27 protein-coding genes and 1 other annotated feature are annotated in these 26,302 nt (G+C 54.5%); of the genes, 25 read left to right on the top strand and 2 right to left on the bottom strand.

What is annotated here, in order from left to right:
• The first annotated feature begins 2 nt into the window (after positions 1 to 2).
• The 11 genes from ACFO4L_RS12745 (at position 3) to ACFO4L_RS12695 (ending at position 10,878) form a co-directional block, all read left to right on the top strand.
• Positions 3 to 707: a uroporphyrinogen-III synthase gene (locus tag ACFO4L_RS12745; RefSeq protein WP_377910058.1), complete on the top strand. Its 705-nt coding sequence runs from the start codon at positions 3 to 5 to the stop codon at positions 705 to 707.
• 1 nt (position 708) lies between these two features.
• Positions 709 to 1,680 (top strand): porphobilinogen synthase, encoded by a 972-nt coding sequence (gene hemB / locus ACFO4L_RS12740; protein ID WP_377910057.1) that lies wholly within the window; start codon positions 709 to 711, stop codon positions 1,678 to 1,680.
• Between the two features lie 20 nt (positions 1,681 to 1,700).
• On the top strand, positions 1,701 to 2,996 hold the full coding sequence (gene hemL / locus ACFO4L_RS12735; RefSeq protein WP_377910056.1) for a glutamate-1-semialdehyde 2,1-aminomutase: 1,296 nt from the start codon (positions 1,701 to 1,703) through the stop codon (positions 2,994 to 2,996).
• 160 nt (positions 2,997 to 3,156) lie between these two features.
• Positions 3,157 to 3,627, top strand: coding sequence for an NUDIX hydrolase (locus ACFO4L_RS12730; protein ID WP_377910055.1), 471 nt, complete (start codon positions 3,157 to 3,159; stop codon positions 3,625 to 3,627).
• Positions 3,628 to 3,657: 30 nt separating this feature from the next.
• Positions 3,658 to 3,883: a binding site (T-box leader), on the top strand.
• A 51-nt stretch (positions 3,884 to 3,934) separates the two neighbouring features.
• On the top strand, positions 3,935 to 6,574 hold the full coding sequence (locus ACFO4L_RS12725) for a valine--tRNA ligase (protein ID WP_377910054.1): 2,640 nt from the start codon (positions 3,935 to 3,937) through the stop codon (positions 6,572 to 6,574).
• A 13-nt stretch (positions 6,575 to 6,587) separates the two neighbouring features.
• Positions 6,588 to 7,439 carry a D-amino-acid transaminase gene (gene dat / locus ACFO4L_RS12720; protein WP_377910053.1) on the top strand — a complete coding sequence of 284 codons (852 nt, stop codon included), beginning with the start codon at positions 6,588 to 6,590 and terminating at the stop codon, positions 7,437 to 7,439.
• Positions 7,440 to 7,611: 172 nt separating this feature from the next.
• Positions 7,612 to 7,905: a lmo0954 family membrane protein gene (locus ACFO4L_RS12715; RefSeq protein ID WP_377910052.1), complete on the top strand. Its 294-nt coding sequence runs from the start codon at positions 7,612 to 7,614 to the stop codon at positions 7,903 to 7,905.
• A complete protein-coding gene (locus ACFO4L_RS12710; protein WP_377910051.1) occupies positions 7,898 to 8,491 on the top strand; it encodes a hypothetical protein in 594 nt (197 codons plus the stop codon). The genes ACFO4L_RS12715 and ACFO4L_RS12710 overlap by 8 nt, the downstream gene beginning before the upstream one ends.
• Positions 8,492 to 8,522: 31 nt before the next feature.
• Positions 8,523 to 9,245 carry a cell wall-active antibiotics response protein LiaF gene (gene liaF / locus ACFO4L_RS12705; RefSeq protein ID WP_377910050.1) on the top strand — a complete coding sequence of 241 codons (723 nt, stop codon included), beginning with the start codon at positions 8,523 to 8,525 and terminating at the stop codon, positions 9,243 to 9,245.
• A complete protein-coding gene (locus ACFO4L_RS12700; RefSeq protein WP_377910049.1) occupies positions 9,242 to 10,255 on the top strand; it encodes a sensor histidine kinase in 1,014 nt (337 codons plus the stop codon). Before liaF ends, ACFO4L_RS12700 begins: the two co-directional genes overlap by 4 nt.
• Positions 10,252 to 10,878, top strand: a complete 627-nt coding sequence (locus tag ACFO4L_RS12695) for a response regulator transcription factor (RefSeq protein ID WP_377910048.1) — start codon at positions 10,252 to 10,254, stop codon at positions 10,876 to 10,878. Before ACFO4L_RS12700 ends, ACFO4L_RS12695 begins: the two co-directional genes overlap by 4 nt.
• Here ACFO4L_RS12695 and ACFO4L_RS12690 read toward each other — a convergent pair.
• Together ACFO4L_RS12690 and ACFO4L_RS12685 are read right to left on the bottom strand one after the other, a co-directional pair.
• Positions 10,870 to 11,697 carry an ATP-grasp domain-containing protein gene (locus ACFO4L_RS12690; protein WP_377910047.1) on the bottom strand — a complete coding sequence of 276 codons (828 nt, stop codon included), beginning with the start codon at positions 11,695 to 11,697 and terminating at the stop codon, positions 10,870 to 10,872. The two genes, ACFO4L_RS12695 and ACFO4L_RS12690, sit on opposite strands and share 9 nt — an antisense overlap.
• Entirely contained in the window at positions 11,694 to 12,578 is an 885-nt protein-coding gene (locus tag ACFO4L_RS12685; RefSeq protein WP_377910046.1) for an ATP-grasp domain-containing protein, read from the bottom strand. Before ACFO4L_RS12685 ends, ACFO4L_RS12690 begins: the two co-directional genes overlap by 4 nt.
• A 94-nt stretch (positions 12,579 to 12,672) precedes the next feature.
• Here ACFO4L_RS12685 and ACFO4L_RS12680 point away from each other — a divergent pair, with 94 nt between their 5' ends.
• From ACFO4L_RS12680 to minD, 14 genes are all read left to right on the top strand, one after another.
• Positions 12,673 to 13,845: a bifunctional folylpolyglutamate synthase/dihydrofolate synthase gene (locus ACFO4L_RS12680; protein ID WP_377910045.1), complete on the top strand. Its 1,173-nt coding sequence runs from the start codon at positions 12,673 to 12,675 to the stop codon at positions 13,843 to 13,845.
• A 102-nt stretch (positions 13,846 to 13,947) separates the two neighbouring features.
• A complete protein-coding gene (locus ACFO4L_RS12675) occupies positions 13,948 to 15,630 on the top strand; it encodes a sensor domain-containing diguanylate cyclase (RefSeq protein WP_377910044.1) in 1,683 nt (560 codons plus the stop codon).
• A 240-nt stretch (positions 15,631 to 15,870) separates the two neighbouring features.
• Entirely contained in the window at positions 15,871 to 16,131 is a 261-nt protein-coding gene (locus ACFO4L_RS12670; RefSeq protein WP_377910043.1) for a hypothetical protein, read from the top strand.
• Complete coding sequence (locus ACFO4L_RS12665) at positions 16,128 to 18,083, top strand: VanW family protein (protein ID WP_377910042.1); 1,956 nt, start codon at positions 16,128 to 16,130, stop codon at positions 18,081 to 18,083. Before ACFO4L_RS12670 ends, ACFO4L_RS12665 begins: the two co-directional genes overlap by 4 nt.
• A gap of 32 nt (positions 18,084 to 18,115) precedes the next feature.
• Complete coding sequence (locus tag ACFO4L_RS12660; RefSeq protein ID WP_377910041.1) at positions 18,116 to 18,832, top strand: prepilin peptidase; 717 nt, start codon at positions 18,116 to 18,118, stop codon at positions 18,830 to 18,832.
• Between the two features lie 75 nt (positions 18,833 to 18,907).
• On the top strand, positions 18,908 to 19,525 hold the full coding sequence (locus ACFO4L_RS12655; RefSeq protein ID WP_377910040.1) for a hypothetical protein: 618 nt from the start codon (positions 18,908 to 18,910) through the stop codon (positions 19,523 to 19,525).
• A complete protein-coding gene (locus tag ACFO4L_RS12650) occupies positions 19,522 to 20,379 on the top strand; it encodes a hypothetical protein (protein WP_377910039.1) in 858 nt (285 codons plus the stop codon). The genes ACFO4L_RS12655 and ACFO4L_RS12650 overlap by 4 nt, the downstream gene beginning before the upstream one ends.
• A gap of 151 nt (positions 20,380 to 20,530) precedes the next feature.
• On the top strand, positions 20,531 to 21,094 hold the full coding sequence (locus tag ACFO4L_RS12645) for a Maf family protein (RefSeq protein WP_377910038.1): 564 nt from the start codon (positions 20,531 to 20,533) through the stop codon (positions 21,092 to 21,094).
• A gap of 29 nt (positions 21,095 to 21,123) precedes the next feature.
• Positions 21,124 to 21,810, top strand: a complete 687-nt coding sequence (radC, locus tag ACFO4L_RS12640) for a RadC family protein (RefSeq protein WP_377910037.1) — start codon at positions 21,124 to 21,126, stop codon at positions 21,808 to 21,810.
• Between the two features lie 289 nt (positions 21,811 to 22,099).
• A complete protein-coding gene (locus tag ACFO4L_RS12635) occupies positions 22,100 to 23,140 on the top strand; it encodes a rod shape-determining protein (protein ID WP_377910036.1) in 1,041 nt (346 codons plus the stop codon).
• 13 nt (positions 23,141 to 23,153) lie between these two features.
• Entirely contained in the window at positions 23,154 to 24,119 is a 966-nt protein-coding gene (gene mreC, locus ACFO4L_RS12630; RefSeq protein WP_377910035.1) for a rod shape-determining protein MreC, read from the top strand.
• The gene (mreD, locus tag ACFO4L_RS12625) at positions 24,116 to 24,631 is read left to right on the top strand and encodes a rod shape-determining protein MreD (RefSeq protein ID WP_377910034.1); all 516 of its coding nucleotides are present in this window, start codon (positions 24,116 to 24,118) and stop codon (positions 24,629 to 24,631) included. Before mreC ends, mreD begins: the two co-directional genes overlap by 4 nt.
• A 26-nt stretch (positions 24,632 to 24,657) precedes the next feature.
• Positions 24,658 to 25,332 (top strand): septum site-determining protein MinC, encoded by a 675-nt coding sequence (locus ACFO4L_RS12620; RefSeq protein ID WP_377910033.1) that lies wholly within the window; start codon positions 24,658 to 24,660, stop codon positions 25,330 to 25,332.
• 64 nt (positions 25,333 to 25,396) lie between these two features.
• Positions 25,397 to 26,197, top strand: a complete 801-nt coding sequence (minD, locus tag ACFO4L_RS12615; RefSeq protein ID WP_377910032.1) for a septum site-determining protein MinD — start codon at positions 25,397 to 25,399, stop codon at positions 26,195 to 26,197.
• Positions 26,198 to 26,302: the final 105 nt, after the last annotated feature.

Below are 26,302 nucleotides of genomic sequence, written 5' to 3'. Positions count from 1 at the left end.
ACATGAATAAGCCGCTGCGTCTCCTCATTACGAGAGCTGCCCATCAACAGCAGCCGGTCGCAGATCTGATCCGACGTGCCGGAATGGAGCCTGTGTCACTGCCGCTTATCCGCATTCAGATGCTTCCGGCGCAATTGCCGGAACCAGCGAACAGCTGGGTGGCGTTTACGAGCGTCAACAGCGTCACCTGGTGGAAGGAAAGCGGCGCCGGGGCTCCTGAAAAAACGGCCTGTGTCGGAGAGAAAACGGCGCACGCCTGCCGGGAAGCCGGCTATCCTGTATCGCTCGTGCCGGACGTGTATGACGCCGAGCACCTGGCTGCGGCGCTGGAAGTGGCTACGAGCGAGGGGGACGTTGTGCTTTATCCGCGCAGCGCCAAAGCAAGAACCTACTTACGCGATTATTTGATGAACCGGGGCAGAAACGTGATCGATCTGCCGGTTTACGATACGATTCCGAATGAGAACGGCCGGGAAGCGCTCCAGCAGCAGCTGCCTGACCTGGATGGTGTGCTCTTTTTCAGTCCAACGGCTGTACGGGCTTTTTTTGAGCTCGGCGGCAGCGACGCCGGTCTTTTTTTCGGCTGCGTTGGTACGAAGACCGAAGAAGAGCTGCGCCGCTTCACGGATGCAGAAGCACTGACGCCGGATACGTATACGGCGGAAGCGCTGATTGAATTGATTTCACTACGCAAAGGAGTACGATAGCATGCAGTCATTTGACCGTCACCGCCGTCTGCGAACGTCGGCTGGAATGCGCGATCTCGTTCGTGAAACACACCTTCACACAGAAGATTTGATTTACCCGCTGTTTGTGATGGAAGGGGAAGACATTAAAAACCCGGTGAAATCAATGCCGAGGGTTTATCAGTGGTCGCTGGACCGTGTCGATACCGAAGTGCAGGAAGCGGTCGATCTCGGCATCCGGTCGATCATTTTGTTCGGCGTCCCGGCTGAAAAGGATGCAGTAGGCTCCAGTGCCTATGATCCGGAGGGGATTGTGCAAAAAGCGGTGCGCCAGGTAAAAGCTGCACACCCAGAACTGACGGTAATTGCGGATACGTGCCTGTGCCAGTTTACCGATCACGGCCACTGCGGCGTCGTGGAAGACGGCGAGATTCTTAACGATGAATCGCTTGATCTTCTCGTCAAAACGGCTGTTTCTCAGGCAGAGGCTGGAGCAGATATCATTGCACCGTCCAACATGATGGATGGATTTGTAACAGCGATTCGCTCCGGGTTAGATGAAGCCGGATTTAAGCACGTTCCGGTGATGAGCTATGCGGTAAAATACGCGTCTGCCTTCTACGGCCCGTTCCGGGACGCTGCCCACTCTTCCCCGCAGTCCGGGGACCGGAAGACGTATCAGATGGACCCGGCGAACCGGCGCGAAGCTTTTCGGGAAGCACGATCAGACGTGCAGGAAGGGGCAGACTTTCTGATTGTAAAGCCGGCTCTTTCCTATCTCGACATTATCCGCGACATCCGGGAGCGCGAACAGCTGCCGATTGTGGCGTATAACGTGAGCGGAGAATATTCCATGATCAAAGCGGCTGCCGAAAACGGCTGGATCGATGAAAAGGCGGTCGTACTGGAAAAAATAACGAGCATGAAGCGTGCAGGAGCTGATCTGATCCTTACGTATTTCTCCAAAGATATCGCACGCTGGCTGCAGAATTAATTCTATTGCGGGGTGAAAACATGAACTGGAACAAATCATCAGAAGCATTTCAAGAAGCAAAGCCCCTCATGCCGGGGGGCGTGAACTCGCCGGTCCGCGCGTTTAACTCGGTCGGACGCGATCCGGTTTATTTTGAAAAAGGAAAAGGCTCCAGACTCTGGGACGTAGACGGCAACGAATACATCGACTACGTGCTTTCCTGGGGGCCGCTCGTGCACGGTCACGCGGATGATCAGGTGATCGACGCGGTGAAAGACATGGCGGATAAAGGCACAAGCTTTGGCGCTCCCCATGAAATGGAAACGAAGCTTGCGGAGCTTGTAATTGAGCGTGTTCCTTCTGTCGAGGTGGTCCGCATGACGAGCTCCGGCACCGAAGCGACGATGAGCGCGCTGCGGCTTGCGCGCGGATACACGGGACGCAGCAAGATCGTCAAGTTCGAAGGCTGCTACCACGGGCACGGAGATTCTCTGCTGATTAAAGCAGGCTCCGGCGTGGCGACACTCGGCCTTCCGGACAGTCCCGGCGTACCAGAGGAAGTGGCAGCGAATACGCTGACGGTTCCCTACAACGATCTCGAAAGCCTCAAGCTCGCTTTTGAAAAATTCGGCAATGAAATCGCGGGTGTGATTTTGGAGCCGGTGACGGGCAACATGGGTGTAGTAAGGCCTGAGGAAGGCTATCTGGAAGGTATTCGGGAGCTGACGAATGAACACGGGTCCCTGCTCATCTTTGATGAAGTGATGACCGGCTTCCGCGTCGGCTACAACTGTGCACAGGGAGAGCTCGGTGTGACGCCTGATCTCACGTGCTTAGGCAAGGTGATCGGCGGCGGCCTGCCAGCTGGAGCATTTGGCGGACGTCGGGACATTATGGAGCAGATTGCGCCGGCCGGACCGATTTACCAGGCAGGCACCCTGTCCGGAAATCCGCTTGCTATGACGGCAGGCTACGAAACGATTCGCCAGCTGACGCCGGAAAGCTATACCTACTTCGACCAGATTGGCGATAAGCTTGAAAAAGGACTGGCAGCTGCGGCTGAAAAGCACGGCATTCCGCACTGGACGACTCGTGCAGGCTCCATGGTCGGCTTTTTCCTTACAAATGAGAAGGTGAAGAACTTTGAAACGGCGAAAACGTCGGATCTCGACATGTTCAGCCGTTTCTTCAACCTGATGCTAGAAAACGGCGTATCACTGCCGCCGTCACAGTTTGAAGGGTTGTTTCTTTCTACGAAACATACGGAGGAAGACATTGACCTGACGCTGGAAGCAGCGGAAAAGGCGTTTCAGACAATCGCTGCAGAACGCGGTTAGGATAAGGTATGAAGAGCGGTCTGCGCGTCAGCAGGCCGCTTTGCAGCATGCAGGGCTTAGAAGACCGGATTAGTCGAACAGCGTGAGACTTGACGGATGGAAACTAACTGTCGCACGCGGTCCTGCGTGAAACGTCGAAAAGACAGAAGGGAGAACCTGCATGAGCTACGTGAAACGAATACGGGAGAAGGTCGGTCAGGAAACGCTGCTGCTGCCTGGCTCCGCCGTTATTATACATACTCCGGACGGAGAAATTCTGCTGCAAAAGCGCGAGGATGGAGATTGGGGGCTTCCGGGCGGTCTGATGGAGCCGGGAGAGAGCTACGAAGAAACGGCCGTACGCGAAGTGGAAGAAGAAACGGGTGTCACAATTCGGAAGCAGGATCTGCAGCTCTTCAACGTCTTCTCCGGCGAAGACTATTTTGTGGAGGCACCGAACGGCGACCCCTATTATGCAGTGACCGCGCTGTATACGTGCGCCGATCCTGCACAGCCGTTATCGGACGGGGACGAAGAGACGCTGGAGCTCCGTTACTTTCCGCTCACTGCACTGCCCGAAAAGCTGAGGCGTTCCCACCGGTATTTTCTCGGTCTGTTTGCAGATCATGCAACAGATCGTAAACGAGGTTGATTCCGGCAACGGACCGTTGTAGAATAAAATCAGAATGCACCGATGGAGAAGAGTAGGATGGAAATTCCGCCAGAGAGGAAAGCCGGCCGCACCGGCCGCTGTGAGGCTTTCCCGGAAGGAACATCCGAAGGTCGCTCCGGAGCAGCCGCGTGGAAACACTCGGACGAATCAGCCGCGTTAAGGCCGTGAGTGTACCGGGGGAATGCTCCGGTGAACAAAGGTGGTACCGCGGGAGACAGCCCTCTTCGTCCTTTCAGACAAGAGGGCTTTTTGTATGCGCACATAACTGGGAGAGAGGATGATTTAGATGGATGAAAAACAGGTTTCCATGCCGCCGAAATACGATCCGCAGGCGGTTGAATCAAAATGGTACAGCTACTGGGTGGAGGGAAAGTTTTTTGAGGCAGGAAAAAATCCGGAAGCAACGCCTTACACGGTAGTTATTCCGCCGCCGAACGTAACGGGAAGGCTGCACCTCGGTCACGCCTGGGACACGACGCTGCAGGACATCTTGATCCGCACGAAGCGCATGCAGGGATACGATGCCCTCTGGCTTCCGGGTATGGATCATGCCGGAATTGCGACACAGGCGAAGGTAGAAGGCAAGCTGCGCGAGGAAGGCATCAGCCGTCATGATCTCGGTCGTGAAGCATTCCTTGCTAAAAGCTGGGACTGGAAAGAAGAGTACGCGTCATTTATCCGTGATCAGTGGTCTAAAATGGGGCTTTCCCTCGACTATTCTCGTGAGCGGTTCACCCTCGATGACGGCTTGTCGGATGCTGTAAAGGAAGTGTTCGTCCGCCTGTATGAAGAAGGTCTGATTTACCGCGGCGAATACATTATTAACTGGGATCCATCGACGAAAACAGCACTTTCGGATATCGAAGTCATTTACGAAGATGTGAAAGGCGCGTTTTATCATATGCGCTACCCGCTTGCCGATGGGGAAGGTTCGATTGAGGTAGCCACGACGCGGCCGGAGACGATGCTCGGAGATACGGCTGTCGCTGTGCATCCGAAGGACGAGCGTTATGCACATCTGATTGGCAAAACGGTAAAGCTTCCAATCGTCGGACGGGAAATTCCGATTGTGGCAGACGACTACGTTGATCGTGACTTCGGTTCCGGTGCGGTTAAAATCACGCCGGCGCACGATCCAAACGACTTTGAGATCGGCAATCGCCATGACCTTGAACGTGTTCTTGTAATGGACGAAGGCGGCGTGATGAATGAAAATGCCGGACGTTACGAAGGGCTGGACCGGTTCGACTGCCGCAAGCAGATTGTACAGGACCTGCAGGCAGACGGTATTCTGTTTCAGATCGAAGACCATGATCACAGCGTCGGCCACTCTGAGCGCAGCGGCGCGGTCGTAGAGCCGTATTTGTCCACGCAGTGGTTCGTTAAAATGGGGCCGCTTGCTGAGCAGGCGATTGAGCTGCAAAAACAGGACGGCAAGGTTCACTTCGTACCGGACCGCTTCGAGAAGACGTATATGCACTGGATCGAAAATATACGTGACTGGTGCATTTCCCGCCAGCTCTGGTGGGGTCACCGGATTCCGGCATGGCATCATAAGGAAACCGGAGAAATCTACGTCGGACGCACGGCGCCAAAGGATGCGGAGAACTGGGAGCAGGACGAAGACGTTCTCGACACGTGGTTCTCTTCTGCGCTATGGCCGTTTTCGACGATGGGCTGGCCGGATGAGCAGGCGGATGACTTTAAACGCTACTATCCGACTGATACGCTCGTAACCGGCTATGACATTATTTACTTCTGGGTGGCACGCATGATTTTCCAAGGGAAACACTTTACCGATGAGCGGCCGTTTAAAGATGTGCTCGTTCACGGACTCGTCCGGGACGCGGAAGGCCGCAAAATGAGTAAATCACTTGGGAACGGTGTCGACCCGATGGATGTAATCGATAAATACGGTGCGGATGCGCTGCGCTTTTTCCTCAGCACAGGCAGCACGCCCGGTCAGGACTTGCGCTTTTATTGGGAAAAAGTCGAAGCAAACTGGAACTTTGGCAACAAGATTTGGAATGCTTCACGGTTTGCGCTCATGAATCTCGACGGTCTCTCTTTTGAAGATATGGATCTGTCCGGGCCGAAAACGATTGCAGACGAATGGATTTTGACACGTTTGAATGAAACCATTACGCACGTGACGAAGTACATCGATGCGTATGAATTCGGAGAAGTAGGGCGCTCCTTGTACAACTTTATCTGGGACGACTTCTGCGACTGGTACATTGAAATGGCAAAGCTGCCGTTAAACGGCGACGACGAACAGGCGAAGCACACGACTCGCTCCGTTCTTGCTTACGTGCTCGACCAGACGATGCGTCTGTTGCATCCATTTATGCCGTTTATCACCGAAGAAGTGTGGCAGCACCTGCCGCATGAAGGGGAGTCAATTACACGCGCATCATGGCCGGAAGAAAATCCGTACGGCAACGATCAGGCAGTAAAAGACATGCAGCTGCTGCAGGAAATCATCCGCTCTGTCCGAAATACACGTGCGGAGCTGAATGTGCCGATGTCACGTGAAATTACGCTGCACGTAAAAGCAGCCGATGAGCACGTAAAAGAGCAGCTTGAGCGCGGCCAGGCGTATCTGGAGCGGTTCTGCAACCCGTCAGAGCTTTTGATCGGCACCGAACTGGAAGCACCGGAAAAATCGATGAGCTCCGTGCTTTCAGGCGTTGAGCTGTACATGCCGCTTGCCGGCCTGCTCGATCTTGATGCGGAAGTAAAGCGTCTGGAAAAAGAAGTGAAGCGGCTCGACGGGGAAGTCACGCGAGTCGAGAAAAAGCTTTCGAATAAAGGCTTCACGGACAAAGCGCCGGAGCATGTGGTAGAAGAAGAAAAGCGGAAGCAGAAGGACTATGCGGAGCAGTGGGAAAAAGTGCAGGCGAGGCTCGAGGAACTGAAGCAGTAGGGAGGAACGAGCAATGAAAGAGATTGCCTATTATCACGACCGGTTCGTCGATGTTGATGAACGGGTTATACCGATCCAGGAACGCGGGCATCAGTTCGGCGACGGTATTTATGAGGTTATCCGCGTCTATGATGGCGAACCGTTTACGATGAAGGAGCACATGGAGCGTTTGGAGAAGAGTGCTGAAGCGATCGGCATGGGACTTCCATACAGCCGGGAAAAGATCGAAGCTCTTGCGCTGGAGGCGCTTGAGCGGTCCGGCATCCAGGAGGCAGAGATTTACATGCAGATCACCCGCGGGATCCACCTGCGGCAGCATCATTATCCGGATCCGTCAGAGCCGGTGCTCTCGATGGTCGTCAAAGAGGCACGCAAACTGACGCCGGAAAAGCGTGCTTCCGGTGTGCCGGTGATTACAACAGAAGAGATTCGCTGGAAAATGTGCTGGATCAAGTCGCTTAATCTGCTGCCTAACGTCATGGCAAAGCAAAAGGCGATGGAGGCCGGTGCACACGAAGCTGTCTTTGTCGACGAAGGCATAGTGACAGAAGGATCAAGCTCCAATTTGTTTATCGTTAAAGATGGGACGCTGCTGACACATCCGGCGACGAATGCCATTTTACACGGGATTACGCGCCGCGTTATCCTCGACATTGCAGAAGAGCTCGGTATTCCCGTGGAAGAACGAACGTTTACACTGGAAGAGCTTTTAGAGGCCGACGAAGCGTTTCTCAGCTCGACGACGATGGAAGCTGCGAGTATTTCTGCTGTCGATGGAACGCCGCTGAACGGCGGCCGGACGATTCTCGACCGCATTCACGCCAGGTTCGTCGAAAGGACCAGAAGAGAAACCGTCGATTCCTGATCGGCGCGGTAACATGCGAAGGCCCGCTGCAGAAGCAGCGGGCCTTCGTACGTGCCTTCCGATCGCCGGCCTATCAGCAGTACGCCTCCGGTCTTAGAAGAAAATACGGCCACGGCTCATTCCGGCGCTTGCGTGTGCCGCGGTATGATACAGACAGAAGGAGGGATTGAAGATGAAATTACTTGCTGTACTACTCGGAATTGCGGCATTTTTACTTGCGATCGGTAATCTCGGCTCGATCATCCTGTTTGCCCTTTCCGCCTGGCTGCTCTGGCTCGTCTGGAAGCAGTTCGTGAACACAACGTCCACCGGCGGACGGATTGGATGGGGAATTGCAGGCGCCATCATTATTCTCGTCATGCTCGGCAACCTGCAGGCAGTGATCGGTCTGGCCGCTCTTTACGTGCTGTATGTCCTGATTAGAAGCTGGAAGGAAAAAGAAGATGGAGGGATGCACCATGCGTAACATTTGGGAACGAATGGCAGATACGATGAAGCAGGATCTGGCAAAGCTGAAAGGAACGGCTGCAGGCGTAACGAAAAAAACTGGCGAGAAGCTGCGCAAAGCGGAAATGCTGCAAAAGCAGATAGCAGCTCAGCGTCTGGAAGCCGATGAGCTGCGGACGCGCCGCGATCAGGCCCTCGTTCAGGCAGCGGACAGACGCCGCCAGCAGCAGCTTGCGGAGGAAGCCGGAGAGAAAGCGCTCGCTGCCTTTGCTGAACGGGATGCAGAAGCATTTGACCAGGAAGCAGAAACACTTGCCCGTATGACAGATGATGCAGATGCACGTATCGTCGAGCTTGAGCAGCTGTTTCAGGAGGTCCGGCACGCATTAACGAGGCAGGAGCTGGAAGAACAAGAGCTGGTACGCCGGGAAACGACAGCGAAGCTGCGCCGGGAGATGAGCGGGCTGAAAGAGACCGAGCCGGCTCATGCAGAGCAGGAAGAGCCCTCAGCAGATGAGGTTCGCAGCAGCATGGAACGACAGCTGATGCTGCTCGAAAAGCGGCACGGCGAGCGTAAAAATCCATCCGATTATTTGGAAACATGATACAATAATTACAACGAAGGGGGAGAAGGCCATGATCAGGGAAATTCCAGTGAACCGATTGAATCTGCTTCTCCTCCTGTCCGTTTTTTTTCTCGTCACCGAGCTGCTCTCCCGCGGAGCGGGCATGCTGCTTGGTGTCGGGATTCTGTTGTTTATGGTCTACCTCGGCTGGAAGGAATACGAATCTACGTTCGGTAAAGTCATCTGCTGGATCGGCGTCATTGGGCTCATCATTCAAGTGCTGAGCCTGTTTGCTGTTGGTTTCTTTATCATCGGATTTCTGATTCTGCTCGTTCTGGAGTACCGGAGGCAGCAGAAGCAGCCGCCGGTGATCCAGCCGGAAACAGCTGCCGCTCCCAAGCAGGGAAGCGGTCTGGTGGAAAGCGGCATCCTTCTGCCTCAGAAGCTGATCGGAAGGCAGTCGACCGGGACGGAGCCGTATCAGTGGCGGGACATCCATATTCAAACCGGCATCGGCAGCAAAACGATTGACCTGTCAAATACGGTCGTGCACGGAACAGCGGTCGTGTCCGTCCGGCATATTATCGGACAGGTCACCGTCCTCGTGCCGTATGAGATGGAGGTACAGGTATTGCATAGTGCCCTGTATGGAAGCGCAGAAATTTTAGGCGAGCGAAAGCGTTTGTTAAATGAATCGATCTCCTTGGAGACGCCGGGCTATGCGGAAGCGGACGTTCGCGTCAAAATCATGACATCGGTCATGAGCGGGGAGCTGGAGGTGCGGCGCATATGAAAATACGTCCGCTGCTGTACGTTCAGCTTGCAATCGTGATTTTTGTCACAGCAGCTGCAGCTGCCGGTGCGCTGCTGGTCATTTTACCCACAGGTGTCTGGCCGCTGTTGATGACGCGCCTTTACGGCGTGCCGTTTCCAATCCTTGCAGGCGGAGCGGCGCTTTTGCTGCTGTTGTTTATCGGCGTGTTTGTACAAGGGGCATGGCGCAGGGCGGCTGCAGATACAGTCAGCTACGCAAACGATGCTGTAAAAGGAGAGGCAGCACCGCCTGCAAACCAGCAGGAGCTTCAGCTGGCACTTTACGACCTGCAGGAGCAGGTAGCACGTCAAACTCAGCACGCCAGACAGATAGCGGCTGAAAAAGCGGACGTGCGGGAGCAGAGTTTACAGGAGGTTGTGGTACAGGAGCGGACACGGCTTGCGCGCGAGCTTCACGACTCTGTCAGCCAGCAGCTGTTCGCTGCTTCGATGCTGACAGCGGCGATCAATGAAACGGCCGATTTGGATGAAACGACCGCCGGTCAGTTTCGATTAGTAGAAAACATGATTAATCAGTCCCAGCTGGAGATGCGTGCGCTGCTTCTGCATCTGCGTCCGGCCGCGCTCAAGGGACGTTCTCTGATTGACGGCATGGACGAACTGCTGGCTGAGCTGGAGCAGAAAGTGCCGCTTGAGATCGTTGTTTCACTTGAGGAAGTGCCGCTGGATAAAGGCTCGGAGGATCATCTGTTCCGTATTTTACAAGAAGCGGTTTCCAACTGTCTGCGACATGCAGAGGCAACGAGACTGAAGGTGTTTTTGTTAAATCGCGATGAGAAAGCAATATTGCAGGTGATCGATAATGGAAAAGGGTTTGAAGCCGGGAAGGACGCGTTCGGCTCATACGGGCTGTCGACGATGAAGGAGCGTGCGGAAGAAATCGGCGGCCGCTTCCGCATTATCAGCGTGCCTGGAGAAGGTACAAAAGTGGACGTACAGCTGCCGCTGTGGAAGGAGGAACAAGCATGATCCGAATCGTATTTGCAGATGACCACGAAATGGTGCGCATCGGTGTCTCCGCCTATTTAACCTCGCAGGCGGATATTGAAGTCGTCGCAGAGGCATCGGACGGGCAGGAGGCGGTCGAGCTCGTCCGAATGCACCAGCCGGACGTCGTCCTGATGGACCTGGTGATGGAGCCGATGGATGGGATCGAGGCAACGCGGTTAATAACCGAAGAAAATCCAGAAGCAAAGGTGCTGATCATGACCAGCTTCGTAGACGATGAAAAAGTGTATCCGGCTTTAGAAGCCGGCGCGTTCAGCTACATGCTGAAAACGTCGAAGGCAGCGGATATTGCAGAAGCCGTGCGCCGTACATATCGAGGTGAATCGGTGCTGGAGCCGGCCGTTGCCCGCAAAGTCATGACGAGAATGCGGCCGCAGCCAAATGCGCTGCACGACGCTCTGACGGCGAGAGAGCTGGACGTACTGAAGCTGATGGCAGACGGTATGTCCAATCAGGAGATCGCAGATGAGCTGTTTATTGCCGTCAAAACGGTGAAAGTGCACGTCAGCAGCATTTTAAGCAAGCTGGAGGTGCAGGACCGGACCCAGGCCGTAATTTACGCGCTCAAGCACGATTTATTTTAGCTGAGCCGCGACATGCTCGATGAAGACGTCGGCGATGTCGATATCACTCTGGTCATACAGGCTGCGGCATCCGACTGCGTCCTCCATTTCGTTAAACAGAAGCGAGCCGTCGTCGGCGATGAGAAAATCAATCCCTGCAAAATCGATCGGGAGCGCGCGCGTCACCTTCTCAATCAGCTCAGTGTCCTCCTGTGAAAGCCGGTAGAGCGATGCGCTCGCGCCTCCGGAAATATTGGCTTTAAAGTTTGTTTCTGATTCACGTACGACGGCCGCAACGATTGCCCCGCCGACGATATAGACGCGCACATCGCGTCCGCGCTGTCCGCCGACCGGCTGCATCAGCAGCTCGTCATCCGCTGTCATGGCGCCGAGCTGCTGCGGGCGGGCGACCCAGTCGACTCCCGTACCGCCGCGTCCGAGCGGATCTTTTAAGATGAGCGGATAAGACGGGCTCAAGGACGAAAGGCGGCGCTGGTGAACGGCCGTACTCGGAAGCATCGGAATTCCCAAGGCGGATAAACAGGCGTGGGAAAGCCGCTTATCGTTAGCGGTCCTGCTCACTCGGGAGCTGTTAAAGACGCGGATGCCGTGCAGCTCAGCCGCTTCATTCAGCCACGGGGTGCACGTCCGGATGATCAGAAAATCCGGATTTTCCCTGCGTCCGAACAAAGAAGCTCCGCCAGATACTGCATAAATCATCTCCTCGTAAATCACGACCTCGAGCGTCATGCCCCTTTTTGCACTCGCCTGCTGCAGCAGACGGATAAACGCTTCGTTCCGAATCCGGTCATGTTCTTTATAAATCAGCCAGCCTCTCATATACGGGTCCTCCCCTGCAGCATTTTTTCGATCATCGTGTGATGAACTGGCACGCCGGTGCATTCGATGATGCTGCGGACGTGCGGATTGGAATTAATTTCACAGACGAGCGGCTGCTCGCTTCCGGTAAACAAATCGACGCCAGCCATATCGGCGCCAACGGCCCGTGCAGCTGCTACGGCAACGTTAATTTCCTCCTGAGACGGTTCGTACGGTTCAGTTGTTCCGCCTGCCGTCACGTTTGCGCGGAAGCCTTCAGCCTTCCGTTTCATCGCTGCAACTGGGGAAGAGCCGACGATATTAATACGGATATCAGAGCCGAAGCTTTCTGTCACCGCTTTCTGATACAAGTGTGGCACCCCGGCAAGCCGTTCGACGAGGTCTTCCAGCTCGGTCATCGTTTCCACCCAGTACACCTGCTCTCCAAAAGAACCGAATGCTTCTTTTACGACGAGCGGAAAGCCGAGTAAGGAGGCTGCCTGCCTGCAAAAGGCAGTGTTCCGGTAGCCAAGCTTCGGATACGCCATTGGCGCTGTGATCGTCAGCGGCTGCGGGACACCGTATCCGGCAAAGGCCTGGTGCATGAGCCGTTTATCGTCGCAGAGCTCGATCGTCCGAGCTCTGTTATAAAGCCGGTATCCTTCGCGCTCAAGCGCATTGGCAAGCGGCAGGTCCTTATCTGCAAAGTGGATAAATGCAGGCTCCGCAAGGTCGGAGCGACAGGGGGTGACACCGTCTGTTGTGACGAGAAGCTCATCATTGGCAACCGTCGTAAGCTCGACGCCGCGGAGTCTGGCAGCCCGCTGCATCAGCGAGGCATAATCTTGAAATTTATGTGTAAACAAGCCGCCGTTGTAAACGAGCCAGGCAGTTTCTTTCATGAGAGAAGCGCTCCTTTGCTCCAGAAATGTATAATAGCCAGTATGGCATATTTTTTCATTGTTCGACAGATTATGCAACGACGGAGGGAAAACGATGGACATTCACAAGCTGTTTCACGACCGGAAACAGGCAGGAATCAACTATACGCTCGAGCGGATGAGAGCGTTGTATCAAAAGCTTGATCGGCCTGAGCAGGATGCAGAAGTTATTCATATTGCCGGTACAAACGGGAAGGGCTCTACTGTCTCCTACTTGGAGGCGCTGTTTGCCGGAAGCAGCAAAACAGTGCTTTCTTTCGTATCGCCGTCATTCGGCGGCAGAGAAGGGCATCTTCTCTGGAACGGTGAACCAGTCACAGCTGACGCATTCGCAGAGGTGTGCCGGGATGCGGCAGCTTTTCTTCCCGGCGTAGAGCGCGTACATGGCATGGTGAGTCCGTTTGAACTGCTGACAGCAACAGCATTTGCTGCCTGTAAACGATGGAAGCCGGATGTGTTTCTTGTAGAATGCGGGCTGGGCGGAAGACTCGATGCAACAAACGTGCTCGAAAACAAGGCTGTGACCATTCTTACTTCCATCGGCACCGATCATGGGGCGTTTCTCGGACATGGCAGAGAGCAGGTTGCACGGGAAAAAGCCGGTATTATGCGGCAGGGAGTACCAGTCGTATCCGGCTGCGGCGATGCAGACACCTGGCTGAAGGAAGAAGCAGAAAAATGCGGTGCGGACTGGATGGAGCTGGAGAGGACGTGGTCATTTTTACCGCCTGAGACACTGGAAACACCGAAAGGATCCGTTACGCTGCCGGCACCCGGTGCTCATCAGGAGCAAAATGCAGCGTGTGCCTGGACGGCAGCACGGCTGTTCGGAGTCCCGCTGCAGGAAGCCTGGCTCAGCCAAGCACGGATGCCGGGCAGGTTCGAACAGATACAGCCAGGCGTATATGTCGATTCCGCTCATAACATAGAAGCGGTCGAGGCTATGCTTAACAGTGTCCCAAACGAATGGGACGTGACGTTTCTTTTCGGAGCGATGCGGGATAAAGCCGTTCACGAGATGATCAGCAGGCTGACAGCCAGGGGCCGAGTGGTGCCGGCCCTCTTTCCGGACAGCCGGGCCATGACAGAGCATGAGTGGCTGAAGCTTCTTCCGTCTGAATCAGTCTGTTCTGATCCAAAGCAGTTCGTACTTGCCTGCTCCGGTTCCGCTGAGGGAAAGCTGATCGTTACCGGCTCACACGCATTTACGAGCATGATTCGTAATTGATTCTTTAGAACTAGTTATAAAGATTCAATTTAGATGTTGTATATGGTATGATATAGCAGATAGTTCAGAATAGTTCGTACAAAAGACAGGGGAGGATGACGGATGGACCGGAAATACCGACGAGTCATCTGGGTGCTTTGGATGCTTTTGTTTCCTGCAGCTGCGGCCGCCATCGTGCCGGTCTACGCCGGCTGGCAGGTGTCAGACTGGCTTTCGTTTCTTCCATTTGTTCTGCTGATCGCCCTTGCAGCAATGTTTCCGATTCACATACGGGAAACGTCGATTGTGCCGCTGCAAGGAGTTGCGCTTGCGGTGTTCCTACTTCAGGGATTTTCCGGAGAGCTTTTAATTACGCAAATCGGGATAGTAATTGGAATTGCACGCATGAAGCTTGATCCGGAAGACTGGTACCGGCTCCCGCTCAATTCGCTTATTTTTCTGGCAACGTCATCCGGGGCAGCTGCGGTCTATTATGCAGCCGGAGGACAAACGGGGAGCGCTCTGCTCGATGAACTTGCGCTTGGCTTGATTGTGCTCTATGTTGTCACGTATTTCTTTATTAACAACGGACTCATATATGCCGTGCAGCGGCTTACTGTCACAGACCGAAGCGTCCGCTTCTTTGATGAAGCATTGAAGTGGGAAGTGCTTTCGCTGCTGTTCGTGCTTCCGGTCGGACTGACGCTGGCACTCCTGTATGAGATTGCCGGTCCGGTCGTATTAATTCTTGCGGCACTGCCGGTGACATCGATCGCGATTATTCTCTCGTTTTACGGAGCAAGCAGGGAAACGGCCAATCAGCTGAAAAAAGTAAGTCAATTCGGAGCGAGCATCAACGAACGCCTTGATACGGCGGAAGTGCTGGAGCTGTTTATGGACACATGCTGGGATTTGTTCGACCCGCGTGACGTTTGTCTGTACGAGGAAGACGGAGAGGGCGGACTGCAGCCGGTCTTCCGCCACACGAAGGCCCCCGGCTCCCAGCTGCCTCCTGAAAGCGGAGACGGGGTAAGCCGGCTCGTGTATAAAAGCGGACGCTCGCGACTGTACGAACAGGACAGCGAGATTCCAAAGCTTGCCCGCACTGGTCTTCCTTCCCATACTAAGTCGGTGATGAGCGCTCCAGCTGTGCGCGCTCAAAAAAATGTTGGCGTAGTCACCCTTCTTTCCGAGGAGAAACGGGCGTTCGGCAAGGACGAATTGATGCTCCTGGAAATTATGGCCGGCTATTTGACCGTTGCGATGCAGAATGCCAGGCATTTGTCGCGGGCAAAAAAGCGCGGAGAGCGCTGTGCACTTACGGGCTTGTACAATTTCCGCTTTTTTGAAGAGAAGCTGGTGGAATGCCGTGAACCGTTTGCAGTCGTGCTGCTGGACCTTGATCACTTCAAGCAAGTGAACGACACGTTCGGGCATGACGGCGGAAATGATGTTCTTCGGGAAGCAGCGGAAATGATTGAAACATGTGCACCGGACGATGCCCTGGCAGCACGGTACGGCGGTGAAGAATTTGTGCTGCTCCTTCCTTCGTATACGGCAGAAGAAGCGGCGGAAACCGCCGAACATTTACGGGAGCAGCTGGCAGAGCGTGAGTTTACGCTTCCTGACCTGCGCGGAGAAGAACGAAAAGCAGCAGTGACGGCAAGTATCGGCGTAGCCGGTTCAGTGCCGGGAGAAGACCCGCTCGATGTGCTGCGAAATGCCGACCGGGCCATGTATACCGGGGCAAAGCAAAAAGGACGAAACCGGGTGGCGATGCATGGTCTTCCAGGACGGGCAGGATAATGTCCGCTGCTTGATTATGAACGAAAAGCGCGTTGGCCACAGGCGAACGCGCTTTTTCATTTTCAGGAAAGAGAAAACATGCTGTTTATGTTACCGCGAGCCTTCTCGGACTTAAGGGGACGATACTGGTTCTTTCGCTTCCGATTCGCGCAGGTTTCAAGATGTATCTTTCATTCACGGTCCTTGTAAGATAAGATAGGAGTAGCAACCTATAATCTGCCAGAAAGGGGCCGGGGCGCCTTGATGTACCTGTTTATTCTTATTTGTTATGCCGTTCTTCTCGGCATTATGCTGCTCATCCCATCCGTGTTTTCCAGGACGGTGACAGCGCTGCTCGTAACGGCGGCACTGCTCGTATCGCTCGGAGGATACTGGATTTTATCTGTTTTTGGCTGGGTTCCCGGCGTCATGCTGATGCTGGCAGCGGTACTGCTCGTTTCCCTGCTCGCCTCCTGGTATCTGGCAGGGAGGGAACAGAGCGGAGAGGGGGAAAACGTATGACGTCCAAACAATGGTTCGGCGCCTCTTTCCTTGTCATTGCCGGAAGCGTGGTCTTCATGATGCTGTTCGCCTTCACGGGGAAGCTGATGTATGAATTCAGCTTTCAGGAGGAAGAATTAGCGGAAGAAACGACTATCGCGGGCGTTCAGGTCGGTGAAATGCGGCCGGAGGAGGCGGAGGCTGCCCTGCAGGAGCGGATTGAAACCTTTGAGGAAAATGTCCGCTATGAGTTAACCTGGTTCGATGAACAGATTCCGCTCCCGCGCGAAGCAGTATCCTTTCACACCGGTGCTTCTGTCGGTCGGGCGGCTGAGGACGGCTCGCAGGAAACGGCTGCTGTGTCCGTGGATGAAGAAGCACTGCGGGAAGCAGTAGCGAGCTTTTCCTTTAACAGCAGCATGGAAGAAGCTGTTCGGCTGGATGAGCTGGCAGCGCAGATTGAGGAAGAGGCCGGGGCCCTTGCACAAACCGATTATTCCTGGATGCTCCATCCGCACCTGCACGCGCACGCGCAGCCGGCAGAAGACGTGCTTACTGCAGCTGACAGAAGCATGATTTCAGAAGAGATGGCGCAGCTGCTTCAGCAGCAGCCTGCCATCACGATTCCGGGAAACAGCGACGTTTCCGTCATGGAATCGCTTGGCCTTCACGATTATCCGGACATGGATGAAGCGTCTCTGGCAGCGCTTGGCTCGGCTGTATTTGAGGCGGTGGCGCCAACTAACTTTACGATCGAGGAGCGTCATATCCGTCATACGCTGCTTGATCACGTGCCGGCCGGATTTGACGCACACCTTTCTCCTGGGCGAAAGGATTTTGCATTCGGCAACCCGAACGATTACGACTACGAGCTGCAGCTGGAAGTCACAGGCGGCACGCTTCAGGTGGAGCTCTACGGCTACGCCTATCCACATGCGATTAACGTAGACGTTATGGAAAACGGCGGACTAACAGCAGCTACGCGAATTCGCTATACGGCACCGGACGAGGATGCCGCTGGATTTGACGCTGGTCAAGGAAGTGACTGGGGAATGGACGACGACACCGGGTTCGATTCGTCCTTTGAAGATGAAACCAGCTTTGATGACGACGGAAGCAGTGCGTCCGGCGGCTCAGAAGGTATGCTGGTGGAAACGATTCGTACAATTTTCCGCGGCGATTCGACCGAGGACGAGGATACGATCGTGCTCGCAGAGGATTACTATGCCCCGGTACACGCGCTGGAAAGCCGTTCCATTTCGGTGCGGGAGCCTGAGGAAGAGGAAGAGGAGGATCTGGAGCCGGACGACGAGTGGGACTTCCCATGGGAGCACACGCCAGAGAACGGATTCGACTCTGGAGATAACCGTTTCAACGGCGGTGATGATTCATTCGACGGCGGAAACGGCTTTGACGGAGGGGAGGGGTCCTTCAACGGAGACGGCGGCTTTGATGAGGGAGACGATTTCTTCGACGGAGACGGCGATTTTGACGGGGGAGACGATTTCTTCGATAGAGACGGTGATTTTGACGGGGGAGACGATTTCTTCGATGGAGACGGCGGCTTTGACGGAGGGGACGATTTCTTCGACGGAGGCAGCGGTTTTGACGGAGGAGATGATTTCTTCGACGGAGGCAACGGCAATGGATTTTCTGATGGGAATGACTTTGACAGTGGAAGCAGCGGTTTAACGCCCGAGCAGCAACGCGCAGAACAGCAGTTCCGAAGCGGGAGCGGCTTTGACAGCTGGCTCGATCAAGGCGGTGGAGAGGCCTTTGATACATGGGCAGAAAGCGGTACACCCGGAGATTACAACAACTGGCTCCGGGAGCATGGGGGAGACCCGCAGATGGGGATTGATTACACAGGCGATGAGATTGAATTCGGCCGTCCCGGAACATTTCCGGACAGTGGGGACGGCAGCACATTTCCCGGCTTTGAGCGTCCACCTGTAAAAGGGGATGGGCGCTGACCAGTTACTGACTGGAAAGGGACGATGGGCAAATGGAAACGATAATCGTTGGCGTCATCGGGTTACTGATAGGCTCATTTTTAACGGCTGCGGGGCTTCGGCTTCCAGCGAAGCAATCCATTGTATATCCACCCTCTGCATGTCCTTTCTGCAGCGCAAGGTTGAGGCCGTGGAACCTGGTTCCGGTGTTTTCTTATGTGTGGCAGTTCGGACGCTGCACACGCTGCAGGGAGCGGATCTCTCCCATTTATCCGGCAGGAGAGCTTGCGTTTGCTGTGCTGGCAGTTGCCAGCTACTACATATTCGGCTGGTCCATGGAACTGGCCGCTGCGCTTTTATTTTCCGCGATGCTGGTCATGATCACCGTCAGCGACCTGCGCTATATGGTGATTCCAGATCGCATCCTGCTCGTTTTTAGTGTGCCGATTGCGTTAGTAAGGCTGACAGTTGCCCCGCTTGATCCTTGGTGGGATGCTGCGGCCGGCAGTGCAGGAGGATTCCTGCTGCTGTTTGCTGCGGCGGTTGTATCGCGAGGGGGTCTCGGTGGAGGGGACGTTAAGCTTTACGCGGTGGTCGGGCTCATGCTTGGCTTTTCAGGTATGCTCCTGTCTCTTGCTGCCGCCTCGATTCTCGGCCTGTGTGCTGGTCTTGCGGGCGTTTTTATGAACAAGTGGGGCAGAAAAACCGAAATACCGTTTGGCCCGTTTATCGCTGCAGGTGCACTGCTCGTTTATTTCGCAGGAGCCTGACGGTACACGAATCGAAAAGTGAAATCTGACCCGGGACGAACGAGTCTTCAGGGCACGCAGAAAAGGAGAGCAATGATGTCTGGTTCCCAAAACATGTCTACTAAAGAAAAGCGAAGCCGCTCGGCGCTGCCGCTCGTAGCTGCGCTGCTTGTCGCCCTGGCGCTGATCATTTTTCTTGCCCTTTTTTCAATCGGACAGACGATGGATGAGCAGCGGCTCGGAGCTGAAGCTGAGCTGGAGGAATCCCGTCAGCACACCGAGGAGCTGGAGGCGCAGCTGGAAGAGATAAAGAACAGTGATCCTGAACGGCTGCTTGCAGCAATGGATCAGCTGGAAGATGAAATCGTACCGGCTTCGGTCGTGCTTGAGGAAACGATGGCACTTCTCCCTGAGGATGCTGCTATTACGATGTTTGACTATACATATCCTGATAAAATTGAACTGGAGGCGCTTATGACGGCTGCCCCTGAACTGGCCGCCTTTCAATTTCACGCGGAGGAATCGGCTTTAATACAAAAAGCAGAAATCGATATCGTGCAAGGGGAAGCTGTGCTGGAAGAGGCAGCCGATAATCCGCTCTGGTTTGACGACTTCCTCCCATCCTATTTTGCGACCATTCACCTCGTTCTGCATCCGGACGCCATCCAGGCGTATGAGCCTGGGGAAGAGGAAGAGGAGGTGGAGCTGCCATGACGACGCGAATGTGGACGGCTGCGGGCATCGTTATTCTGACAGCCGCCCTTGTCCTCTATTTTTTTCTCGCAGTGTTTCCAGATATTCAGGACAGAGATCAGGCTGAAGCCGATCTCGTGGAGGAAGAGCAGTATCAGCAGCAGCTGGAAACTGCAATCCGCGAAGAGGCTGAAGCCCGCGCCTCGGAACCGGAGGATACGACGGAGCTGCAGCGGAGACTACCTGTTGTCCGCCAGACGGACAGGTTTATTATGGATCTAAATCAGGCAGAGGAAGTGTCGGATGCGAGAATCGTCTCGATCAGCATGCGTTATGATCTTCCCGTGCAAGGCTTTGATACAATTGAAGCGCCGCATACTGAAGACGTGGAAGAACAGGCATCGACGCCGGCAGATGTCCGCCGAAGTGAGTATGAGGATCTTGAGGAAGAGCCGGAAGAGGATCCGGAAGAAGCAGTCGAAGAAGAGGGTGTGCCGCCGGAAGAAGCAGAGCCGGACATTACTGACCGGCAGGAACAGGTTGACGACACCGCCGGAAATGGTGCCGTGCGCACAGACGAGCTTGACGGCCTGCTCAAGCAGACCGCGACAGTCGAGCTTCGCGTCAGCAGCTACGATGCCCTTGCCGGCTTTATTGACGAGCTGGATCAGCTCGTCCGGTTCGTCAACATTGAATCGATCTTGTTCCTTGGGGCGACGGACGACCGGATCTTTGACGGAGCCTCCGATATCTTCCTGGAAGTGCAGGTGTCCTCGTACTATTATGAAGAGCTGGAGCATCTGGAGCCTGAAGCGCCAGTGCTGGATTATCCCGATCCAGGGGAAGAAGCAGAGCCGTTTCTCGATTCAGAATAACACGAAAGCAGAAACGCGAAGGTACGTTCGTGTTTCTGCTTTTCTTTTTGACATGGATATGGTATGTTTTAACATACCAATTCCTTTCTCAGGTGAGACGGAACAGGCTACATAACAGAGGTACCATTCAGAGGCGGAAGGAGCTGGCAGCATGAAACACCTTATACTGGCATCGAAGTCCCCGCGCCGCAAAGAACTGCTGACACAGCTTGGCGTGGCTTACCAGGCCGTGCCTGCAGAAGGAGAGGAACGAATCACACCGGGCATGACGCCGGAAGAAGCGGTTCGCTCGCTGGCCAGGCAAAAAGCAGAGGAGGTGGCTGCACGCTTTCCACATTCTCTCGTACTCGGTGCTGATACGGTCGTTGCCGCAGCCGGCAGGATACTGGGAAAGCCTCAGAACAGGCAGGAGGCGGCGTCTATGCTCCGGACGCTTTCCGGCGGCACGCACAAGGTGTACACCGGTGTAGCGCTTGCAGAAAACGGCGAAACAGACGTGTTTGTTTCTGATGCAGCAGTAACATTTTATCAGCTTGATGATGACGAGATCAGCTGGTACACGGCAACCGGTGAGCCCGATGACAAGGCAGGCGCATACGGGATTCAGGGCCTGGGAGCCGTGCTCGTGGAAAGAGTCGAAGGAGACTACAGTGCGGTGGTGGGCCTTCCTGCCGCCAAGGTGTTCCGTGCGTTAAAAAAGCGCGGATATGTCTGACTGACATCGTCCGGGAGAGGACGTAAGGAATGGGAAAAGCAATGATGATCCGGGACGTGCCGAAAAGTGAACGTCCGCGGGAGCGGCTCATGCACTATGGCCCTGAAGCGCTGAGCAATCAGGAGCTGCTCGCTCTGCTTCTTGGAAGCGGTACGAGAAGAGAGTCGGTGATGGATTTAGCGGGAAGGCTGATCCAGACGTTCGACGGCCTGAAGCTCTTAAAGGATGCAACCGTGTCTGAGCTGATGGATGTAAAGGGGATCGGAGAGGCGAAAGCCGTGCAGGTGCGGGCTGCACTGGAGATCGGCAGGAGGATTAAGCAGTTTCCGGTGGAGGAAACGCACGTCGTCCGTTCTCCCCAGGACGTAGCTGATTACATGATGGAGGAAATGCGGCACCTGAAGCAGGAGCACTTTGTCGCGTTATACCTCAATACGAAAAACGCGGTGCTTCACAAAAAGACGATTTTTATCGGCAGCCTGAACGCCAGTCTGGTGCACCCGCGGGAAGTGTTTAAAGAAGCGCTCCGCTATTCAAGCGCATCGCTTATCTGCCTGCACAATCATCCTTCCGGCATACCGGATCCTAGTCAGGAGGATATTGACGTAACGAAGCGGCTGCAGGAAACGGGGCGCATGCTCGGCGTGGAGCTGCTGGATCATGTGATTATCGGCGATAGGCGTTTTTGCTCACTAAAAGAAAAAGGCTACTTGTAGCACCTTTCAAACGGCCGGCCGGGAGATTTTGTCCCGGCCGGCTTTCGTTCGTCCAGTCGTCATAACGCCTCAGAAAGAGGATGAGAAGCTCATGGAACCGGCTCTCGGCTCCCAGGTATTCTATGCGAAGGAGGAGACGTATGTTAGGATAAAGTGAGGAAATTTTGGCTCGTGCGGAAAAACGCTACTCTTTCCTGAAAAAGTTGCGTATAATGAAACGTATCGGCCAAATTTAACGACATGTAGAATGGAAGCCTATGAATAGAGAAGTTGAAGGGAGATTACATAGATGTTTTCTGGATTTTCAAAAGATTTGGGGATTGACCTCGGTACAGCAAACACGCTCGTTTATGTAAAAGGGAAAGGTGTTATTCTTCGTGAACCGTCCGTCGTAGCGATCCGCTCGGACTCCGGTTCCATTGAAGCAGTCGGAAACGACGCGAAAAACATGATCGGACGTACCCCCGGCAACATCATTGCCATTCGCCCAATGAAGGACGGGGTTATCGCCGACTTTGACACGACATCCACGATGATGAAACACTTCATTCAGCAGGCGCTCCGCAAGCGTTCGTCGCTGACGAAGAAGCCGAACGTGATGGTCTGCGTACCGTCCGGCATCACAGCGGTTGAAAAGCGTGCGGTGGAAGACGCGACGAAACAGGCAGGCGCTCGGGAAGCTTACACGATTGAAGAGCCGTTTGCAGCAGCGATCGGTGCCAACCTGCCAGTATGGGAGCCGACTGGAAGCATGATTGTCGACATCGGCGGCGGAACGACGGAAGTGGCGATTATTTCCCTCGGCGGCATTGTCACCAGCCAGTCTGTCCGTGTAGCAGGTGACGAAATGGATGATTCCATCGTCCAGTATGTAAAGAAGACGTACAGCTTGATGATCGGGGAGCGCACGGCGGAAGCGATTAAATTCGAAGTCGGGGCAGCCGGCGATGTCAGCAGCGAAGAATCAATGGAAATTCGCGGACGCGACCTCGTCACTGGTCTTCCGAAAACGATCACGATCACTGGAAAGGAAATTTCCGGCGCGCTCGTTGAGACGGTCTCGTCGATTGTAGAAGCCGTGAAAAATACGCTGGAGCAGTCGCCGCCTGAGCTCGCCGCAGATATCATGGACCGCGGCATCGTGCTGACCGGCGGAGGAGCGCTCCTGCGCAACCTTGATAAAGTGCTCAGCGATGAAACGAACATGCCGGTGCTCGTTGCCGATGAGCCGCTTGACAGCGTCGCTGTCGGAACAGGAAAAGCACTGGAGAACCTGCACCTCTTCCGTTCCAAAGCAGGGATTACAGCCCGTTCCAACCGGAAAGCTTAAGCGGGTGCTGTAAATGTCCCCATTTTTCTCGAACCGGCGCCTGATCGTCCTGCTCGTCTGCTTAATATTCCTGGTTGGGCTGATTGGATATTCATTAAGCGACCAGCGGGGACTTTCGTGGCCGGAGCAGTTTATACAAGATTCTGTCGGTACCGTACAATCTGTCTTTTCAAGACCGGCTTACATGATTTCAAACGCAGTGGATTCGGTAAATGAGCTGCGCAGCGTTTACGAGGAAAACCAGATGCTTCGTTCGCATCTGGATGAATATGCCGCGCTGCAGTCTGAGCTGACGCAGCTTCAGCGGCGGAATGAAGAGCTGGAGGAAGCGATGGACGTGCAGGATAACCTGCTCGACTATTCGGTTCGAAATGCGACCGTCATTCACCGCTCGCCGGACCGCTGGAATGAGCTGATCGGCATCAACCTCGGCGCGCAGCACGGCATCGAGCAGGATATGGCCGTCATCACGTCACAGGGATTGATCGGCAAGATCCGTGACGTCTCCCAGTTTTCGTCATCCGTGCAGCTGCTTAGCGATCAGGATGCCAACAACCGGATTTCGGCGATGGCAGAGGGTGATGATGATACGATCTACGGCTTTATGGAAGGCATTGATGATGAGACCGGCCATCTGCGTTTTACAAAGATAGACGTAGACATTGAGGTGGAAGAAGGCATGACGGTGTCGACGTCCGGGCTCGGCGGCGTCTTTCCTGACGGACTGACGATCGGTGAAATCGTCGACGTCACTACTGATGAATACGGCTTAAGCCAGACGGCACTCGTAGAGCCCGCAGCAGATTATTACCACCTCGACTACGTGATGGTAATTGAACGCGGCGCGGCCCAGACAAGCCTCTTCGACGAGCTGGATGAAGAAGAGGAAGAAATGGTGCCAGAGATAGACCCGGCGGCTGACCCGGATGAAGATCCGGCTGCCGATCCGGAAGCGGTTCCGGAGGAGGGCGTGGAATGACCCGTTTTATTCTTCCGGCAGCGCTGTTCTTTCTGCTTGTGTTTGAAGGAACGGTGTTTCAGGTATTTGCTCCGGATAACCGGGGATCTGCCTTGGAGCTCGTTCCGCGCTTTATGTTCATTCTGATCATGCTAACCGGAATTATCCGGGGCAGAAGCTACAGCCTGTTTTACGGTATTATTTTCGGTATCCTCTACGATATCGTCTATTCACCAGTTCTTGGTATTTATACGTTCGGATTTGGTTTTTTTGCCTACTTATTTTCTATTTCCAACTCTTACGTGAAGCGTCGTCCCTCTGTGACGGCTCTGCTCGTTACCGCCGCGGTAATTGGATTGGAATATTATATTTACGGGATGATGCTGCTGCTCGGAATCACCGCGCTGCCGCATGAAGCGATATTCACGTCGAGGCTGCTGCCGTCGTTCATCATGAACGGCCTGCTTGCAGCGATTCTCGCCGTTCCGGTCCGTGCATGGTTTATCCGCACGGACGGAGCTGATATGGATTAGCGACTAAGGGGATGGAGGTGACGCAGGTGGCACAGGTTCGCTCTTATGTCACGCTGAAAGGTACGAAACAGGGACTTCAGCTGCTGCTGGATGATGAAAGTCCTTTCCGTACCATGCTTGAACAGATGGAAAAGCAGTTGAACGATCAAAAGGATAAGCTGATATCTGCAAAGGATGAACGACTCCAGGTGATCGTAGATGCTGGAAGACGGTATCTCAGCGACGGCGACAGACGGGAGCTCAAGGAGCTTCTGGAAACCAGCTTTCCGCTTGACGTCACCGACATCAGGTCCGAAGTCGTTTCCCGGAAAGAGGCAGAAGCCCTCGTCCGTAAAAAGCAGATGATCCGGATGGCCCGCGTTATCCGATCCGGCCAGGTGCTTGAGCTTGAGGGAGACGTGATTCTCATAGGCGATATCAATCCCGGGGCCGTTTTGAAGACGACCGGCAGCATTTACGTGCTCGGCAGTCTGAAGGGCGTGGCGCATGCAGGAACAGACGGCGATGTACGAGCAGTGATCTCCGCCTCTTTTATGGATCCATCCCAGCTGCGGATTGCCCACGTCGTCCGGCAGCCGCCGGAGGATGAGGAGTGGCGCGGGATGTTCGAATGTGCCTATGTGAACGATGAAGGTTCTCTAGAGCTTGAGCGGGCCCAGAAGCTCGGGATTCTCCGACCGGAATTGTCCGGGGAGGAGTAGACGAGCGGCGATTGTATGATAGAATAAAAGCAGAATTCGGCAACGTGCGAAAGGGGAGAGTGCAGTGGGAGAAGCCATCGTCGTGACGTCAGGAAAAGGCGGCGTCGGAAAAACAACGACAACTGCAAATATTGGAACGGCACTGGCATTAAACGGTTTCAGCGTATGCCTGGTTGATACAGATATCGGCCTGCGCAACCTGGATGTCGTTATGGGGCTTGAAAACCGGATCATTTATGATCTGGTCGATGTCGCAGAAGGCAACTGCCGGCTGCAGCAGGCCCTGATTAAAGACAAACGGTTTGAATCTCTCTACCTGCTGCCTGCTGCGCAGACGAAAGACAAAGACGCAGTGGCACCGGAACAGATCAAGGAGCTTGTCACGGAGCTGAAAGAGCAGTTTGACTACATATTAATCGACTGTCCTGCAGGAATTGAGCAGGGGTACAAAAATGCAGTCGCAGGAGCAGACAAAGCAATCGTGGTTACGACCCCGGAAATTTCGTCTGTACGTGACGCAGACCGCATCATCGGTCTTCTGGAGAAGGAGACGCACGTGGAAACGCCGCGGCTTGTTGTCAATCGGATCCGCAGCCATATGATGAAGTCAGGTGAATCGATGGACGTCGATGAAATTGTCTCCATTCTCGCCGTTGACCTTCTCGGTATCGTAGCAGATGATGACCACGTCATCAAATCATCCAACTCGGGTGAGCCTGCTGCGCTGTCTCCAAAAAGCCGGGCATCGATCGCATACCGCAACATTGCCCGCCGCTTAAATGGTGAATCGGTACCGCTTATGTCGCTGGAAGAAGATACGAGCATGCTGACGCGCGTGAAGAAATTTCTCGGTATGCGAGGCTGAAACTCCGCTTCCTAAAACCGCCCATCCGGGCGGTTTTTTTTGCTTTTACCGGCATGCAGCCGCGCTTGTTTCGCACATTTTCGAATCACTCACGGTTTTATGAAT

It is taken from the genome of Bacillus daqingensis (assembly GCF_042654445.1).
In the GTDB taxonomy this organism is placed as follows: Bacteria; Bacillota; Bacilli; order Bacillales; family Salisediminibacteriaceae; genus Alkalicoccus; species Alkalicoccus luteus.
Note: the sequence above shows the minus strand (reverse complement) of the source record. Positions and strands in the feature narration are given on the sequence as shown.

Excerpts from the sequence above, each read along its gene's own strand:
- dat (WP_377910053.1), top strand. The coding sequence starts at position 6,588 with ATGAAAGAGATTGCCTATTATCACGACCGGTTCGTCGATGTTGATGAA.
- ACFO4L_RS12645 (WP_377910038.1), top strand. The coding sequence starts at position 20,531 with ATGAAACACCTTATACTGGCATCGAAGTCCCCGCGCCGCAAAGAACTG.
- hemL (WP_377910056.1), top strand. The coding sequence starts at position 1,701 with ATGAACTGGAACAAATCATCAGAAGCATTTCAAGAAGCAAAGCCCCTC.
- liaF (WP_377910050.1), top strand. The coding sequence starts at position 8,523 with ATGATCAGGGAAATTCCAGTGAACCGATTGAATCTGCTTCTCCTCCTG.
- ACFO4L_RS12665 (WP_377910042.1), top strand. The coding sequence starts at position 16,128 with ATGACGTCCAAACAATGGTTCGGCGCCTCTTTCCTTGTCATTGCCGGA.
- hemB (WP_377910057.1), top strand. The coding sequence starts at position 709 with ATGCAGTCATTTGACCGTCACCGCCGTCTGCGAACGTCGGCTGGAATG.
- ACFO4L_RS12680 (WP_377910045.1), top strand. The coding sequence starts at position 12,673 with ATGGACATTCACAAGCTGTTTCACGACCGGAAACAGGCAGGAATCAAC.
- ACFO4L_RS12650 (WP_377910039.1), top strand. The coding sequence starts at position 19,522 with ATGACGACGCGAATGTGGACGGCTGCGGGCATCGTTATTCTGACAGCC.
- ACFO4L_RS12725 (WP_377910054.1), top strand. The coding sequence starts at position 3,935 with ATGGATGAAAAACAGGTTTCCATGCCGCCGAAATACGATCCGCAGGCG.
- ACFO4L_RS12730 (WP_377910055.1), top strand. The coding sequence starts at position 3,157 with ATGAGCTACGTGAAACGAATACGGGAGAAGGTCGGTCAGGAAACGCTG.
- mreD (WP_377910034.1), top strand. The coding sequence starts at position 24,116 with ATGACCCGTTTTATTCTTCCGGCAGCGCTGTTCTTTCTGCTTGTGTTT.
- ACFO4L_RS12660 (WP_377910041.1), top strand. The coding sequence starts at position 18,116 with ATGGAAACGATAATCGTTGGCGTCATCGGGTTACTGATAGGCTCATTT.
- mreC (WP_377910035.1), top strand. The coding sequence starts at position 23,154 with ATGTCCCCATTTTTCTCGAACCGGCGCCTGATCGTCCTGCTCGTCTGC.
- ACFO4L_RS12690 (WP_377910047.1), bottom strand. The coding sequence starts at position 11,697 with ATGAGAGGCTGGCTGATTTATAAAGAACATGACCGGATTCGGAACGAA.
- ACFO4L_RS12695 (WP_377910048.1), top strand. The coding sequence starts at position 10,252 with ATGATCCGAATCGTATTTGCAGATGACCACGAAATGGTGCGCATCGGT.
- ACFO4L_RS12675 (WP_377910044.1), top strand. The coding sequence starts at position 13,948 with ATGGACCGGAAATACCGACGAGTCATCTGGGTGCTTTGGATGCTTTTG.
- ACFO4L_RS12700 (WP_377910049.1), top strand. The coding sequence starts at position 9,242 with ATGAAAATACGTCCGCTGCTGTACGTTCAGCTTGCAATCGTGATTTTT.
- ACFO4L_RS12635 (WP_377910036.1), top strand. The coding sequence starts at position 22,100 with ATGTTTTCTGGATTTTCAAAAGATTTGGGGATTGACCTCGGTACAGCA.
- ACFO4L_RS12685 (WP_377910046.1), bottom strand. The coding sequence starts at position 12,578 with ATGAAAGAAACTGCCTGGCTCGTTTACAACGGCGGCTTGTTTACACAT.
- ACFO4L_RS12655 (WP_377910040.1), top strand. The coding sequence starts at position 18,908 with ATGTCTGGTTCCCAAAACATGTCTACTAAAGAAAAGCGAAGCCGCTCG.
- ACFO4L_RS12745 (WP_377910058.1), top strand. The coding sequence starts at position 3 with ATGAATAAGCCGCTGCGTCTCCTCATTACGAGAGCTGCCCATCAACAG.
- ACFO4L_RS12710 (WP_377910051.1), top strand. The coding sequence starts at position 7,898 with ATGCGTAACATTTGGGAACGAATGGCAGATACGATGAAGCAGGATCTG.
- ACFO4L_RS12715 (WP_377910052.1), top strand. The coding sequence starts at position 7,612 with ATGAAATTACTTGCTGTACTACTCGGAATTGCGGCATTTTTACTTGCG.
- radC (WP_377910037.1), top strand. The coding sequence starts at position 21,124 with ATGGGAAAAGCAATGATGATCCGGGACGTGCCGAAAAGTGAACGTCCG.